Consider the following 15,547-nt stretch of genomic DNA (forward strand, 5'->3'; position numbering starts at 1 on the left):
GTTCTCCTTGCTGTCGGTCGATCAGACGGCCCGGCGGCCCGCGCGCCAGACCGCATGGGTCAGCGGCATGCCGGGGCGGTAGGCCAGGTGGATGGCGGCGGGGGCGTCGAGCACGTGCAGGTCGGCGCGCTTGCCGACCTCGAGGCTGCCGACGCGGTCCTGCGCCCGCAGGCCGATGGCCCCGCCGAGGGTGGCGGCGCGCACGGCCTCGGCGAGGGTCAGGTGCATCTGCAGCACGGCGGTGCCCACGTTGAAGTTCATGGACGTGGTGTAGCTGGTGCCCGGGTTGCAGTTCGAGGCCAGGGAGACCTCGATGCCGGCGTCGAGCAGGCGACGCGCGGGCGCCAGCGGGGCGCGGGTGGACAGGTCGCACGCCGGCAGGCAGCCGGCCACGGTGCCGGGCGTGCCGGTGGCCGAGGCGCGGTCCCAGCCGGTCCAGGTGCCGGCCAGGGCCTCGACGTCCGCGTCGGAGAGGTGGTTGACGTGGTCCACGGAGGCGGCGCCGAACTCCACGGCCACGCCCACGCCCGGGCCCTGCTCGATCTGGTTGCCGTGCAGGCGCACGCCCAGTCCCGCCGCCACGCCCGCGGCGAGCACGCGGCGGGTCTGCTCGGCGTCGAAGGCGCCGGTGTCGCAGAACACGTCCACCCAACCCGCGTGCTCCCGCACGGCCTCGAGCATCGGCCCGACGACGTCGTCGAGGTAGTCCTCCGCGTCCCGGCCCGGGGGCACGAGGTGGGCGCCGAGGAAGGTCACCTCGTCCACGAGGCCCTCCTCGCGCAGCCCGGCCAGCAGGCGCGCGTGGCGGGCCTCCTCCTCCACGGTGAGCCCGTAGCCGGTCTTGGTCTCGAGGTAGGTGGTGCCGCCGGCCACCGCGTCGGCCACCCGGCCGCGGACCAGCTCGGCCAGGCGGTCGTCCGAGGCGGCACGGGTGGCGGAGGTGGTCACACCGATGCCGCCGGCCGCGTAGGACTCCCCGGCCATGCGGGCCTCGAACTCGGCGGAGCGGTCCCCGTCGAACACGAGATGCGTGTGGGAGTCCACCCAGCCGGGCAGCACGGCGCGGCCCCCCACGGACACCCGGTCGTCCGCGTCCGGGGCGTCCGCGGCGGCGCCGATCCAGGCGATGCGCTCGTCCTCGACGACGACGGCCGCGTCCGTGAGCACCCGCCTTTCGGGGTCGACGGTGGTCAGCTCGGCGATGTCGGTGATGAGCGTGGAGCGCATGGGGGCCTCTCTCTGCGGGACGGACGGGGGGTGGGGCGGTGGGGTGGGCCTCAGGTGAGCGCCGCGACCAGATGGGCGACCGGCGTGGCGAGCAGGATGGTGAGGGCCACACGCTCGGCCCAGATCACCACGAGCTTCCACAGCGGGATGGGGATGTCCGTGGCCAGGATGGCAGGCACCACCGCGGAGAAGAAGATGATCGCGGAGACGCAGACGACGCCGATCACGAAGCGGGCGACGAGGTCCTCGTGACCGGCCGCCATCGTGGCCGGGATGAACATCTCGGCGATCGAGGTGGCGGAGGCCGAGGCCAGCAGGCCGGGATCGGAGTAGCCCAGCGCCCAGAACAGCGGGTAGAAGATCACGCCGATCCACTCGAACACGGGCGTGTAGGTGGCCAGGACCAGGGCGATCAGGCCCACGGACATGATGGAGGGCAGGATCTGGAGCACCATCACGAGGCCGTCCCGGAAGTTGACCCAGATGTTCTTCGGCAGGGACGGGGCCTCGGCGAGGGTCTGTTCGGCGGCGCGACGGGCCACCCGGAAGCGGTCCCGGGTGACGGCCAGCTCGGGCGAGTGCACCGCGCCGGGGTACACCTCGTCCGGGATGCGGCTCAGCGGCGGGATGCGCACGGTGATGGCCGTGACCGCGAACGTCACCAGGAGGGTGCCGAAGAAGTACCAGAGCCAGATGTCCATCAGGCCCAGCGTCTTGGCGACGATCACCATGAAGGTCGCGGACACCGTGGAGAAGCCGGCGGCGATGATCGCCGCCTCGCGGGCCGTATAACGGCCGCTGGTGTACATGCGGTTGGTGAGCAGCAGGCCCAGGGCGTAGGAGCCCACGAAGGAGGCCACGGCGTCGACGGCGGCGCGGCCGGGCACCCGCCAGATCGGCCGCATGGCCGGGCGCAGGTAGACGCCCACGAACTCCATGAGGCCGTAGCCGATCACGAGGGCCAGGAAGACGCCGCCGATGGGCACGATCAGGCCCACGGGCACCACGAGCTTGTCCATCAGGAACGGACCGATGCTCTTGTCCAGGATCCAGCTCGGGCCCACGCCGAACACGACCATCGCCGAGGCGACCAGGCCGAGCACGGCGAGGAACGCGAACACCGCCCGCGTGGTGCTGGTCCGCCAGCGACCCGAGGCGAACGGGTACACGGCGCCGGCGGCGATGATGGCCAGGCCCACCCAGCGGTCGGCCGGGCCGAGCAGCCCGCGCACCCAGGTCACCAGGTGGTCCAGCGGGATGGAGCTCGCCCCGTTGATCGTGACGGGCACGAAGAACATGACGATGCCGATCGCCGAGTAGACGATCATGCGCCAGCGCGCCGGCGGGCGGGGCGCGTCGGCCTCGATCGCGGCCATCGCGGTGGTGTCGGTGTGCAGCTCGTGGTCTGCGGGGCGGGACGAGTCCATCGTGGTGTCCTTTCGATCGCGAGCCGGACGGGCGGACGCCCGTCCGGCTCGCGGCGGTGAAGTCGTCGGACGGCGACGGCGCGGCGGCACCGTCGTCGTCCGACGACGTGACCGGGGTCAGTCCCGGATCGTGGCCTCCATGGGCACACGGACGCCGCGCTCCTTCGCCACCTCGGCGGCGCGGGAGTAGCCGGCGTCGACGTGGCGGATGACGCCCATGCCCGGGTCGTTGGTGAGCAGCGCCTCGAGCTTGGCCGCGGCCAGCTCGGTGCCGTCGGCCACGCCCACCTGGCCGGCGTGGATGGACCGGCCGATGCCGACGCCGCCGCCGTGGTGGATCGACACCCAGGTGGCACCCGAGGAGGTGGCGGTCAGCGCGTTGAGCAGCGGCCAGTCGGCGATCGCGTCGGAGCCGTCCAGCATGGACTCGGTCTCGCGGTACGGGGAGGCCACGGAGCCGGAGTCGAGGTGGTCGCGGCCGATCACGATCGGCGCCTTGACCTTGCCTTCGGCCACGAGCTGGTTGAAGAGCAGGCCGGCCTTGTGGCGCTCGCCGTAGCCCAGCCAGCAGATGCGGGCCGGCAGGCCCTCGAACTCCACGAACTCGGCGGCGCCGTCGAGCCAGCGGTGCAGGTGCTCGTTCTCGGGGAACAGCTCCTTCAGGGCCTCGTCGGTCACGCGGATGTCCTCCGGGTCGCCGGAGAGCGCGGCCCAGCGGAACGGGCCGAGGCCCTCGCAGAACAGCGGGCGGATGTAGGCCGGGACGAAGCCCGGGAACTCGAACGCGCGGGAGTAGCCGGCCTTGCGGGCCTCGTCGCGGATGGAGTTGCCGTAGTCGAACACCTCGGCGCCGATGTCCTGGAAGCCGACCATGGCCTCGACCTGGCGGGCCATGGACTCCTGGGCCTTCTTGGTGAAGGTGTCCGGGTCGGCCTCGGCCTCGGCGTGCCAGTCCTTCTCGTCGATCTCGATCGGCAGGTAGGACAGCGGGTCGTGCGCGGAGGTCTGGTCGGTGACGATGTCGATCTCGACGGTGCCGGCCTTCTGGCGCTCGAGCAGCTCGGGGAACACCTCGGCGGCGTTGCCCACGAGGCCCACGGAGACGGCCTCGCCGTCGCGCTTGGCCTGCATGACGCGCTCGACGGCCTTGTCGATGTCCGTCTCCACCTCGTCCAGGTAGCGCTTGCCCATGCGGCGGCGCAGGCGGTCCTCCGAGACGTCCACGATCAGGCAGACGCCGCCGTTGAGGGTGACGGCCAGGGGCTGGGCGCCGCCCATGCCGCCGCAGCCGCCGGTGAGGGTCAGGGTGCCCTTGAGGGAGCCGTCGTAGCGCTTGCGGCCGATCGCGGCGAAGGTCTCGTAGGTGCCCTGCAGGATGCCCTGGGTGGCGATGTAGATCCACGAGCCGGCGGTCATCTGGCCGTACATCGTCAGGCCCTCGGCCTCGAGCTCGCGGAAGGTCTTCCAGTCGGCCCAGTCGCCCACCAGGTTGGAGTTGGCGATCAGCACGCGCGGGGCCCACTTGTTGGTGCGGAACACGCCCACCGGCTTGCCGGACTGCACCAGGAGGGTCTCGTCCTCCTCGAGGTCCTTGAGGGTGGCGACGATGGCGTCGTAGGCCTCCCAGGAGCGGGCCGCACGGCCGGTGCCGCCGTAGACGACGAGGTCCTCGGGACGCTCGGCGACCTCGGGGTCCAGGTTGTTCATGAGCATCCGCAGCGGGGCCTCGGTCTGCCAGGACTTGGCGGAGAGCTCGGTGCCGCGCGGGGCGCGGATGGTGCGGGACGGGTCGTGCTGGGTGAAGCCCACGGCCATGGCAGTTCCTCTCGACGGGGTGCGTGCGCCGCCGGGACGGGTGGCCCCGGTGATTTCACGGCTCGGCATGCACTTTCCGAACATTGAAACAGTGACTCGGCTCACGCGCAAGCCCGATCCGCGCGTCCCGCACCCGTTACGCTCCCTCTCATGACCACCACCCCCACCGCCTCGACGCGCACCGTGGACCGGGCCCTGGACCTGCTCGCCGCCGTCACCGAGCAGCCCCGGCTGAGCCTGACCGAGGCCGCCCGCGCCACGGAGCTGCCGGCGTCCACGGCGCTGCGCCTGCTGCGCAGCCTCGAGGGATCCGGCTTCGTTGCCCGCGACGACGACGGCGCCTACCGCCCCGGCGTGCGCCTCATCCAGCTCGGGGCGCGGGCCTTCTCCCGGGACTCGCTCGTGCAGCTGGCCCGCGGGCCGATGGACCACGTCGTGGCCGCCACGGGCGAATCCGTCTACCTCTCGGTGACGACCCCTCCGGACTCCGCCGTCTACCTGGCGATCGTGGAGGGCACGCACTCGGTCCGCCACACGAACTGGGTCGGACGCACCGTCCCCCTGGCGGGCACGGCCGTGGGCGACGCCCTGCGCGGCAGCGTGGCCGCGGGGGACTACACGCTGCGCACCCGTTCCGTGGAGAAGGACGTCACCTCGCTGTCCGCCCCCATCAGCGTGGCGGGCACGGTGGTCGGTGCGCTCAGCACACTCGTGCCGGCCTACCGCTGCACGGACGAGCTGGCGGACCGGTGCGGGGCGGCCCTCGTCGCCGCCACCGACGAGCTGGCGCACCTGCTCGGGGCGGCGGACACTCCCAGGGAAAGCCCAGCCGACTCCCCTGGAAAGCCCAAGGCGAGTTCGTAGGCTGAAGCCACCTCATCGAAGGTGCGAGTGATGACGGAGAAGGCCCCGGGCCCGGCGAGAGCCGGAACCGGGGCCTTTCTCTGTGCCCGGCGCCCGAGGCGCCGGGTCCGGGATCAGCGGCGGGAGGAGACGACGCCCGCCCAGAGGCCGCCGAGCAGGCCGGCCACCGGCAGCATCCAGAACAGGTGCACGCCCGACCCGTAGAGGACGGTGTTGGAGAACACCGCGAACAGGCCCACGGCACCGAGGAAGCCGCCGACCACGCCGCCGACCACGTAGCGCACGACGGAGCGGGCGGCCCCGCCCATCAGCAGCACGACCAGGTAGCCGGCCGCGCCCGCCAGGGCGCCGCCCACCAGGCCGAACATGAACGACTGCACCAGCACGACCCAGCCGCGGCCGGTCTCGCCCAGCGCCACGGAGCCGTTCGGATCACCCAGGCCGCCGGTGAGCACGCGCACGACGTCGCCGATGATCACGACGAGCACCGAGAGGAGGATGACGCGGTTGGTGAAGCCCCAGCCGTCCACCGGGCGCAGCGGCTCGAGCACCTCCTCCTCCACCACGGCGTGGCGCACGGGGCGGGCCGGGGCGGTGTGGGCGTTCGCGGTGTGGGGCTGGACGGCGTGGCTGCCGTCGGCGTTGATGGTCATCTCTGATCTCCCGTCCCGCCCCGGGCGGGGCGCGTTCCGGGCGCCAGGGCGCCCGTCTGGTTGCACGTCTGACGTGATTTTAGGCTTTTCCCAGCCCGAGGGGGTAATGGTGACCCGTCCGCCGGGCGGGGGCGGCTCAGAGGACGTCGGTGCGGCGGTTGGCGAGCGAGGGGAGGAACTCCCGGACCTCGTCGATCCGCTCGCGGGTGACCTCCGCGGTCACCACGGCCTCCCGCTCGTCGGCGAGCTCGGCGACGGGCAGCGCCAGCGGGTCCACGATCATCGAGTGGCCCACGGTGCCGTCCGAGCACGTGTCCGCCGCGGCCACCCACACCGTGTTCTCCACCGCACGGGCCTTGAGCAGGGTGCGCCAGTGCTCCACCTTGTGCTCGCCGGAGAACCACGCCGCGGGGATCACGAGCACGTCCGCCCCCTCCACCGCGAGACGCCGGGACAGCTCGGGGAAGCGCAGGTCGTAGCAGGTGAGCAGGCCCAGGCGGAGCCCGCCGAGCTCGATCGCCGCGACGCCGCCGTCGCCGGGGGTGATCCGGTCCGACTCGCGATGCGCGAACGCGTCGTAGAGGTGGAGCTTGCGGTACGCACCCAGCCGGGCGCCGTCCGCGCCCACCGCCAGCAGCGTGTTGTAGGGACGCCGGTCCGGTCCCGGCTCGTAGCCGCCCGCGACGACGGCGATCCCGTGCTCCCGCGCCAGCGCGGCCAGGCCCGCGGCGAACGGCTCCCAGGCCGCGGCGACGGCGTCGGGGAACTCCTCCCCCACCTCGCGGGCCCCGAGCATGGCCTCCTCGGGCAGCACCAGGAGGTCCGCCCCCTCGCCCGCGGCGCGGGCGGCGAGGCGGGCCATCACGGCCAGGTTCTCCTCGACGTCGCCCACGGGCCCGAACTGTCCGACGCTGATCCTCATGCCCCCAGGGTAGCCAGGCCCCTGCCGGTGGCCGTCAGCCCTGGTCAGCGCCGGGGCCAGCCGCCACGCTGGAAGCCGGGCACGACGTCGGCCCGCATCGGCCGCCGTCGTCCTCCGCCCCGGATCCGCGCGGCACCGCGCGGCACGTCGACACCACAGGAGCAGACGCGATGACCACCCAGCAGCCCGACATCCCCGGCACGCCGGGGCCGATCACCCCCGACCTCGAGGAGCACACCGCCCTCACCCACCCGGACCAGCCCGTGGCCGCGCCGGCCCCGGACCAGCGCGGTCCGGCACAGGTCTCCCCCACCGGCCAGGACACCGGCGCCGACCCCGCGACCGCCGCGCAGGGCTGCCCGTACCTGACCACCGCGCACGGCGTCCGCCTGCAGGACTCGGACCACTCGCTCAAGGCCGGCCGCCGCGGCCCCACCCTGCTGCAGGACCACCACCTGCGGGAGAAGCTCAGCCACTTCGACCACGAGCGCATCCCCGAGCGCGTGGTCCACGCCCGCGGCGCCGGCGCCCACGGCGTGTTCCGCGGCTACGGCACCGCCGCGAAGATCAGCCGGGCCGGGCTGTTCGCCAAGGACAAGGAGACGGAGGTGTTCGTCCGCTTCTCCACCGTGGCCGGCTCCCGCGGCTCCATGGACCTGGCCCGCGACACCCGCGGCTTCGCCACCAAGTTCTACACGGACGAGGGCACGTGGGACCTGGTGGGCAACAACATCCCCGTGTTCTTCGTGCAGGACGCCATCAAGTTCCCGGACGTGGTGCACTCGGTGAAGCCGCACCCGGACCGCGAGATCCCGCAGGCGCAGTCCGCGCACGACACGTTCTGGGACTTCGTGTCCCTGCACACCGAGGCCCAGCACCACACCCTGTGGAACATGTCCGACCGCGGCATCCCGCGCTCCTACCGCATGATGGAGGGCTTCGGCGTCCACACCTACCGCCTGATCGCGGCGGACGGCTCCACCGTGCTGGTCAAGTTCCACTGGAAGCCGATGCTCGGCGTGCACTCCGTGACCTGGGAGGAGGCGCTGCTCACCAACGGCATGGACCCGGACTTCCACCGGCGTGACCTCGCCGACGCGATCGAGGCCGGCGCCTTCCCCGAGTGGGAGCTCGGCGTGCAGGTGTTCGAGGACAACGAGGAGCAGATGTTCGAGGGCATCGACCTGCTCGACCCCACGAAGCTGGTCCCGGAGGAGCTCGCCCCCGTGCAACCCCTCGGCCGCATGACGCTGAACGCCAACCCGTCCAACTACTTCGCGGAGACGGAGCAGGTGGCCTTCAACCCGGCCAACCTCGTGCCCGGCATCGACGTCACCAACGACCCGCTCCTGCAGGGCCGCCTCTTCTCCTACCTGGACACGCAGCTCACCCGCCTCGGCGGGCCGAACTGGACCCAGCTGCCCATCAACCGCCCGCACGCCCCGGTCAACGACATGCTGCGTGACGGCTTCCACCAGAGCGCCGTGCATCGCGGCGTGGCGCCGTACCGGCCCAACTCGCTCGACGGCGGCCTGCCGTACGAGACCCCCGCGGACGACCACGCGTTCATCGAGCACCCGGAGCCGCTGCCGGCGTCGGTGAAGGAGCGCGCGCACGCCGCCTCCTTCGACGACCACTTCTCGCAGGCGCGCCTGTTCTTCCTCTCCCTCTCCGAGGTGGAGCGCGAGCACGTGGCGCAGGCGTACACGTTCGAGCTGGGCAAGTGCTACGAGCAGACCATCCGCGAGCGCCAGCTGGCCCACCTCGCCGCGATCGACACGCGACTGGCCCAGCAGGTCGCGGACGGCCTGGGCATCCCCGTTCCCGCGCCGACCGAGACCCCGGCCGACGTGCAGCCCTCCCCCGTGCTGTCCCAGATCGGCGGGGCGTGGCCGCTCGACGGCCGTCAGGTCGGCGTCGTGGTGGGCGAGTCCGTGGACGAGAAGGAGCTGGACGCCCTCGTGCAGGGCATCCACGGTGCGGGCATGGTCCCGCTGGTCATCGCGCCGAAGGGCGGCCCCGTGGCCGGGGAGATCGTGGCCCAGCGGACCTACCTGACCGCCGCGTCCATCGAGCTGGATGCCGTGGTCGTGGCCTCGCCGGCGGCCCCCGCCGCTGACGCCGCCCCCAGCCTGGACCAGAAGGCCGGCGCCGCCGACTCCGAGGCGGTGGACCCGCGCGTCGTCAAGGTGCTGCAGGAGATGTGGCGCCACTCCAAGGCGATCCTCGCCCTCGAGCCGGCGGAGGCCGTCCTCGCGGCCGCCCAGGTGTCCGGCAAGGGCGTCGAGTCCGCGGCGGACGGCGCCTCCGCCGTCAGCCGGCTGACGGAGCTGCTGCCCGCGCACCGCGTGTGGGACCGCTTCCCGACGACGGGCCGCCTGGCCGACTGACCCGGCGGACCCCCGGGCGCTTTCGAACGTGAGATAGGGCCTATCTCACGTTCGAGAGCGCCCATTCGCCCTCTTTCACGTTCGAAAACGCGGGCCGGGGTGGGCCGGGGGCGGGGCGGCGGGCCGGGTCAGTCCTCGATGAGGTCGCGGACCTGGACCACCTGGTCGCGGCCCGGGCCCACGCCGATCGCGGAGATCCGGCACCCGGAGAGCTTCTCGAGGGCCTCCACGTAGCGCTGGGCGTTCAGCGGCAGATCCGTGAACGCGCGGGCGCCCGAGATGTCCTCGGTCCACCCGTCGAAGTGCTCGTAGACCGGCTTCGCGTGGTGGAACTCGGTCTGGGTCATGGGCATGCGGTCGTGGCGCACGCCGTCCACCTCGTAGGCCACGCACACCGGGATCTTCTCGATGCCGGTGAGCACGTCCAGCTTGGTGAGGAAGTAGTCCGTGAAGCCGTTGATCCGCGCGGCGTAGTGGGCCATGACGGCGTCGTACCAGCCGGTGCGCCGCGGGCGGCCGGTGTTCACGCCGAACTCGCCGCCGGTGGTGCGCAGCTGCTCGCCCATCTCGTCGAAGAGCTCCGTGGGGAACGGGCCGGCGCCGACGCGCGTGGTGTAGGCCTTCACGATGCCGATGGTCCGGGAGAAGCGGGTGGGGCCGATGCCCGCGCCCACGGCCGCGCCGCCGGCGGTCGGGTTGGACGAGGTCACGAACGGGTAGGTGCCGTGGTCCACGTCCAGGTAGGTGGCCTGGCCGCCCTCCATGAGCACCACCTTGCCCTCGTCCAGGGCGTCGTTGAGCAGGTTCACGGAGTCCACGACCATGGGGCGCAGGCGGTCCGCGTAGCCCAGGAAGTACTCGGCGATCTCGTCCACGGTGACGGCGCGGCGGTTGTAGAGCTTCACCAGCAGCTCGTTCTTCTGCCGCAGGGCGCCCTCGATCTTCTGGCGCAGGATCGACTCGTCGAAGATGTCCTGCACGCGGATGCCCAGGCGGGCCACCTTGTCCATGTAGGTGGGGCCGATGCCGCGGCCGGTGGTGCCGATCGCGCGCTTGCCCAGGAACCGCTCGGTCACCTTGTCCATGGTCTGGTGGTACGGCGCCACGAGGTGGGCGTTGGCGGAGATCTTCAGGTGCTCGCACGAGTGGCCGCGGGACTCGAGCCCGTCGATCTCCTCGAACAGCGCCTCCAGGTTCACCACCACGCCGTTGCCGATCACCGGCACCGCGTTGGGCGAGAGGATGCCGGCGGGCAGCAGCTTGAGCTCGAACTTCTCCCCGTTGACGACGACGGTGTGCCCGGCGTTGTTGCCGCCGTTCGGCTTGACGACGTAGTCCACTCGCCCGCCCAGCAGGTCGGTGGCCTTGCCCTTGCCCTCGTCGCCCCACTGGGCTCCGACGATCGCGATCGCTGGCATCTGCATCTCTCCTCAGGGCCGTGGGTCGTCCCGGACCGGCCCGTACATGGAAAACGCCCCCTTGCGGTGCGCACGGAGGCCGTACCCCCGAATCCTACCAGCGTGACGGATGCCACCCTCTGGCTACGCTGGCGCCATGAGCACCGCAGCGCCCGGCACCCAGCACTCGGAGTTCGCCTCCCCGACCCCCACCCGCAAGGGCCCGAGCGTGGGCACGTGGCGCCCCTGGGCCGTGCTGCCGTGGGCGCTGGCCCTCCTCGCCCTGCCCCTGATCGCGCTCGCCCTGCGCTCCAACTTCGGCGCGAACGGCTGGATGACGGTCATCTACATGGTCTTCGGCGCCCTGCCCCACGAACTCGTCCTCGTGCTCATGGTGGGGAGCCTGTTCCTCCTGCCCCGCGTGAACCCGCAGGATGAGCAGCGGGGCGGCATCCGGCTGGGGCGCCTGCTGCACACGCTGTTGGGCATCTCCTGGGGGTCCTTCGCGCTGGCCGCGATCATCTTCCCCGACGGCGGCGACCACCCGGACTCCGGCGCCACGACCCCGGTGCTCATGGACCTGCTCGGCACGAGCACCGCGATGGACGTCGGCATCGTGGGCGGCCTCGCCCTCGTGGCCGTCAGTGCGCTCACCGGTCTCGCGGTGATCGTGGTGTGCGTGGTGCGGCGGATCCGCGCCGTTCGCTGAGCACGCTCCCGACGACGGCGGTCAGCGCGCCGACATGACGCGCTGACCGTCACGGTCACGGCGTGTTCAGGCGTTGGCGGGCTCGGCCGTGCCCGCACCCCGACGGCGCAGCTCGGGCTTCACGGTGCCCTCGGCGCCCGTGTCGGGTCGGGCGTCCTCCGCGGCCCCGGCCTCCGAGGCGACGGCCGCACCGGAGCCGCACGGGCCGGCGTCGTCCGTGCCGCCGCAGCAGCCGCCGGCCGAGGCGCCGTCGTCGGCCGCGGCCTGCTGCGCACGCTCCTCGGCGCCGAGCACGGTGAAGCCGGCGTCGGCGATCATCTGCAGGTCCGCCTCGGCGTCCTGGCCCTCGGAGGTGAGGTAGTCGCCGAGGAAGATCGAGTTGGCCACCTGCAGGCCGACCGGCTGCAGGGAACGCAGGTGCATCTCGCGGCCGCCGGCGATGCGCAGCTCCTTGTCCGGGCAGGCCAGGCGGACCATGGCGAGGATCCGGAGGCACTCGAGCGGGGTGAGCTGCTGGTGGCCCTGCAGCGGGGTGCCGTCGAAGGGCATGAGGAAGTTGACGGGGATGGAGTCGGAGTCCAGGTCGCGGAGCGCGAGGACGGCCTCGACGAGCTGCTCGTGCGTCTCCCCCATGCCCGCGATCAGGCCGCTGCAGGAGGACAGGCCGGCGGCGCCGGCGCGCTGCACGGTGTCCACGCGCTGCTCGTAGGTGTGGGAGGTGCAGATGGACTCGTAGTGGGACTCGGCCGTGTTGAGGTTGTGGTTGTAGGCGTCGACGCCGGCGTCCTTGAGCTTCTCGGCCTGGCCGTCCTTGAGGAAGCCGAGGCACGCGCACACCTCGACGTCCGGGTGCTGGGCCTTGAGGTCGCCGACCATGCCGGCCACGCGGTCGACGTCGCGATCCGTGGGGCCGGTGCCGGAGGCGACCATGCACACGCGCGAGGCGCCGCCGGCGATGCCCAGGCCCGCCTGGCGGACGGCCTCCTCCGGCTTGAGCCACGTGTAGCGCAGGATCTCGGCCTCGGTGCCGAGCCGCTGGGAGCAGTAGGTGCAGTTCTCCGGGCAGAGGCCGGTCTTGAGGCTGACCAGGTAGTTGACCTTGACCGTGCGGCCGAAGTGCTTCTCGCGCAGGCGCGAGGCCGCCGCGACGATGCGGAACGTGTCCGCGTCCGGGGCGTCCAGCACAGCGACGGCCTCCTCAGCGGTGAGGCGGTGGCCCGCCTCGATGCGGTCCACGAGGGCCTCGGGGTCGAGGGCGGCGGGGCGGGGGTCGACGGCGGGGGCGTCCTGGGTGGCGGTCATGATGGCCTCTCCGGTGGGCGGGGCTCGGCCCCGGGCGGGTCTGACCCGAGGGACTCTAACAGTGTTCATTGAACAGTGTTCAGGAGCGGGGGGCCATGACCCCGACGTCAGCGCCTGCGCCGGTCCAGAGGGACCGGCTCGGGCCGGGGCTGCTCCTCGAGCGTCGTCGTCGCCGCGAGGATGCCGTGGGCGGCGGCAGTGAGCACCGCGCCGAGCAGACCGGCCCCGACCGCCCGGACGCCGGCGTCGTCGATCGCGTTCAGCACCAGCCCCGGAACGGGCGCGGCCCCCATCAGCAGCATCACCCACGCGGTGGAGCCGGCCCCGGCGTAGAACACGTTGCGGCGAGCCTGCTCCGCCTCGACCCGGTGATGCACCCCTCGCAGGGTGAGCATCGCTCCGAGGGCCGTGAAGGCCACCAGCGTCAGACCCCAGCCCAGTCCCAGGTCCTGCCGCAGTCCCGCGAACACACCGGCCGAGCCCACCAGGGCAGACGCCACACCGATGCGCCACCGCCACTCACACTCATTCCCCACCCTGCTCACAGCCCCATGCTGACACACGGCCCCCGGAGGCGGAGCGGCAGATCATGCGGTCCCGGCCGGCGGGATCACTCCTGCGTAAGGGGCGAATGGAACTCCGAGGCGAGCATCGCGTAGGTGGCGCCATCCACCCAGCCGCGCGTGAGATGCAGAGACTCCTCCTTGAACGTGCCCTCGTGACGCATCCCCACCTTCTCCATGATGCGCAGGCTCGGGGCGTTGTCCGCGAAGGCATGAGCCTCCACGCGTCGCACACCCAGATCGTCGAACGCGAAGCCCAGCAGGGCTCGAGCAAGCTCCGTGCCATAGCCCTGCCCCGCCTGGCGCGGATCGATCGTCCAGCCGAGCTCGGCCTGGGCGTCCCGGGCTTCCTCCCGCGGGCCGCCCTGACTCCACGCGTCCTGCACCGCGACCTTCCCGACACCGACAATGACGTCTCCGGCCCGCACGGTGAGGCGGTCCCCCGCCGCGAGATAGGACTCTCGCAGCGCGTCCTCACTCTCCGGGCGGCCGGAGGTCCACGTCCACACCTGCTCGAGACGGCAGAAGCCCCATACGGCGGGCGCATCGAGACCCCGGAACGGGGTGAGGGTCAGCCGGCGGGCCCGCAGCGGGAAGCAGACGCCTCGACTCGCGGCGAGCTCCAGGAGAGGGGTGGCCATGACAGACAGGGTACGAACAAGAGTCCTCGAGTCAGCCTCCGGACAGACCAGTGCCCACACCCTGCGTCGATGCCGACTCCACGCGGTCTGCCAGGGCCCGTTGACCTCAGGCAGATCCCGCCACGGAGTCCCGCACCTGCACCGGCAGATGATCGCTTCGACCATCGTGTGGACATTCGAGAAGGGTCGACCCTGCCGGCCCGTGCGGTCTGGAGCAGCGGGGCGATCAGCTCCGATCGGGCGTCGGAGGCGACGTGCAACCGGGACATGGCTCCCCGGATCTCAGCGGGTCCCTGGAGCCATTCTCAGACACGCCCTAGGCCATCTCCAGCGCCGAGGCCCGCCTCACAACAGAGGAAGTCCTGTTGCTCACTCCGGCCGGGCCGGCCGACGTCGTCGTGGGCTGGGGTGACGGCCTGTCCGGGCTGCTGGCGTTCATCACGCAGATGGCGCTCGTTCTCATGCTCGGCCACATCCTGGCGAACACCGGCCCGGTGCGCCGCCTGCTCGCCCGGCTCGCCAGCATTCCCCGCACGCCCCTGGCCGCCTACATCTTCGTGTTCGTGGTGGCGGCAGCGGCCTCCCTCATCACGTGGGGCCTGGGCCTGGTGGTCGGTGCGCTGCTGGCCAAGGAGGTCGCGGCGCAGGCCCGTGAGCGCGGGCTGGTCCTGCACTTCCCGATGCTGGTGGCCGCCGGGTTCTCCGGGTTCGTGGTGTGGCACATGGGGTACTCGGGCTCCGGCCCGCTGACGGCCGCCACCCCCGGTTCGTTCCTCACGGAGAGCCTGGACGGCCGGACGGTTCCGGTCTCGGAGACCACCTTCTCCTGGTGGAACATCACCGCCGTCGTGGTGACCGTGCTCGTCGTGGCCCTGGCCCTGTTCCTCGTCGCCCCGCGCACCGGGGACCGGATCGTGGAGCTGGAGATCGACGCGAGGGACCAGGACGCCGTGTCCGCACCGGAGATCGAGACGCCGGCGGACCGCCTCGACGCCTCCCGTGTCCCCACGCTCCTCGTGGGCGCCATGCTCGTGGTCTATCTGGTGATGCACTTCGTCGGCGGCGGCACCCTCACCCTGGACATCGTCAACTGGTCCTTCCTCGCGCTGATCCTGCTGCTGGTGCGCAGCCCGCACGAGCTGATCGGCCTCACCCAGTCGGCCGCGTCCAACGTGGGCGAGATCCTGCTGCAGTTCCCCCTCTACGCGGGCATCCTCGGCATGATGACGTCCACCGGCCTGGTGGCGGTGCTCTCGGACGCCTTCGTGGCGATCTCGAACCCGGTGACGTTCGGCCTGCTGGCGTTCCTGGCCGCGGGCCTCGTGAACTTCTTCGTCCCCTCCGGCGGCGGACAGTTCGCCGTGCAGGGCCCGATCATGCTCCAGGCCGGCGACGCGCTCGGCGTGGACCCGGCCATCACCATCATGGCCGTCTCCTACGGCGACCAGTGGACCAACATGATCCAGCCGTTCTGGGCGATCCCCCTTCTGGCGATCGCCGGCCTGAAGATGCGCGACATCCTGGGGTACACCACGGTCGTGCTGCTCGCGTCGGGGCTCGTCTTCGGCGGCACGCTCCTGCTCGTCTCGCTCTGACCCGATCGGCCGACGCCGGCCGGGGCAGGACAGACGAAGGGC

General features: G+C 72.1%; 12 protein-coding genes and 2 pseudogenes. 4 read left to right on the forward strand and 10 right to left on the reverse strand.

Annotated elements, in window-relative coordinates:
* Nucleotides 1-21 precede the first annotated feature (21 nt).
* The 3 genes from hutI to hutU all read right to left on the reverse strand — a co-directional run bounded on the left by hutI (nucleotide 22) and on the right by hutU (nucleotide 4,469).
* Nucleotides 22-1,227, reverse strand: a complete 1,206-nt coding sequence (gene hutI / locus POD19_RS02270) for an imidazolonepropionase (RefSeq protein WP_020624960.1) — start codon at nucleotides 1,225-1,227, stop codon at nucleotides 22-24.
* Nucleotides 1,228-1,277: 50 nt separating this feature from the next.
* Complete coding sequence (locus POD19_RS02275) at nucleotides 1,278-2,654, reverse strand: YjiH family protein (RefSeq protein WP_020624961.1); 1,377 nt, start codon at nucleotides 2,652-2,654, stop codon at nucleotides 1,278-1,280.
* Nucleotides 2,655-2,771: 117 nt separating this feature from the next.
* Complete coding sequence (gene hutU / locus POD19_RS02280) at nucleotides 2,772-4,469, reverse strand: urocanate hydratase (protein ID WP_020624962.1); 1,698 nt, start codon at nucleotides 4,467-4,469, stop codon at nucleotides 2,772-2,774.
* 150 nt (nucleotides 4,470-4,619) lie between these two features.
* Between hutU and POD19_RS02285 the strand changes: the two genes are divergently transcribed.
* The gene (locus tag POD19_RS02285; protein WP_020624963.1) at nucleotides 4,620-5,333 is read left to right on the forward strand and encodes an IclR family transcriptional regulator; all 714 of its coding nucleotides are present in this window, start codon (nucleotides 4,620-4,622) and stop codon (nucleotides 5,331-5,333) included.
* 113 nt (nucleotides 5,334-5,446) lie between these two features.
* Here POD19_RS02285 and POD19_RS02290 read toward each other — a convergent pair whose 3' ends face one another.
* Both POD19_RS02290 and POD19_RS02295 read right to left on the reverse strand, forming a co-directional pair.
* A complete protein-coding gene (locus tag POD19_RS02290; protein WP_020624964.1) occupies nucleotides 5,447-5,986 on the reverse strand; it encodes a hypothetical protein in 540 nt (179 codons plus the stop codon).
* Nucleotides 5,987-6,122: 136 nt separating this feature from the next.
* Nucleotides 6,123-6,908 carry a carbon-nitrogen hydrolase family protein gene (locus tag POD19_RS02295; RefSeq protein ID WP_043279483.1) on the reverse strand — a complete coding sequence of 262 codons (786 nt, stop codon included), beginning with the start codon at nucleotides 6,906-6,908 and terminating at the stop codon, nucleotides 6,123-6,125.
* A 170-nt stretch (nucleotides 6,909-7,078) separates the two neighbouring features.
* Here POD19_RS02295 and POD19_RS02300 point away from each other — a divergent pair, with 170 nt between their 5' ends.
* Nucleotides 7,079-9,298, forward strand: coding sequence for a catalase (locus POD19_RS02300; RefSeq protein WP_070708845.1), 2,220 nt, complete (start codon nucleotides 7,079-7,081; stop codon nucleotides 9,296-9,298).
* Between the two features lie 128 nt (nucleotides 9,299-9,426).
* Here POD19_RS02300 and POD19_RS02305 read toward each other — a convergent pair whose 3' ends face one another.
* Entirely contained in the window at nucleotides 9,427-10,716 is a 1,290-nt protein-coding gene (locus POD19_RS02305) for an adenylosuccinate synthase (RefSeq protein WP_069941931.1), read from the reverse strand.
* A gap of 136 nt (nucleotides 10,717-10,852) precedes the next feature.
* Here POD19_RS02305 and POD19_RS02310 point away from each other — a divergent pair, with 136 nt between their 5' ends.
* On the forward strand, nucleotides 10,853-11,404 hold the full coding sequence (locus POD19_RS02310) for a hypothetical protein (RefSeq protein WP_144818606.1): 552 nt from the start codon (nucleotides 10,853-10,855) through the stop codon (nucleotides 11,402-11,404).
* Between the two features lie 66 nt (nucleotides 11,405-11,470).
* On the opposite strand, the gene bioB is transcribed toward POD19_RS02310, so the two are convergent.
* The 4 genes and pseudogenes from bioB to POD19_RS02330 all read right to left on the reverse strand — a co-directional run.
* Entirely contained in the window at nucleotides 11,471-12,706 is a 1,236-nt protein-coding gene (bioB, locus tag POD19_RS02315) for a biotin synthase BioB (RefSeq protein ID WP_144818608.1), read from the reverse strand.
* Nucleotides 12,707-12,813: 107 nt separating this feature from the next.
* Nucleotides 12,814-13,206 carry a hypothetical protein gene (locus POD19_RS02320; RefSeq protein ID WP_102708213.1) on the reverse strand — a complete coding sequence of 131 codons (393 nt, stop codon included), beginning with the start codon at nucleotides 13,204-13,206 and terminating at the stop codon, nucleotides 12,814-12,816.
* Nucleotides 13,207-13,316: 110 nt separating this feature from the next.
* Nucleotides 13,317-13,910 (reverse strand): GNAT family N-acetyltransferase, encoded by a 594-nt coding sequence (locus POD19_RS02325; RefSeq protein ID WP_257997764.1) that lies wholly within the window; start codon nucleotides 13,908-13,910, stop codon nucleotides 13,317-13,319.
* Between the two features lie 63 nt (nucleotides 13,911-13,973).
* A pseudogene (locus tag POD19_RS02330) lies at nucleotides 13,974-14,179 on the reverse strand (transposase); the annotation flags it as partial.
* 93 nt (nucleotides 14,180-14,272) lie between these two features.
* Here POD19_RS02330 and POD19_RS02335 point away from each other — a divergent pair.
* Nucleotides 14,273-15,505 (forward strand): annotated as a pseudogene (locus POD19_RS02335) (short-chain fatty acid transporter); the annotation flags it as partial.
* Nucleotides 15,506-15,547: the final 42 nt, after the last annotated feature.

Origin of the sequence: Micrococcus sp. GPGPB33 (assembly GCF_037853785.1) — a bacterium.
GTDB lineage: Bacteria > Actinomycetota > Actinomycetes > Actinomycetales > Micrococcaceae > Micrococcus > Micrococcus luteus.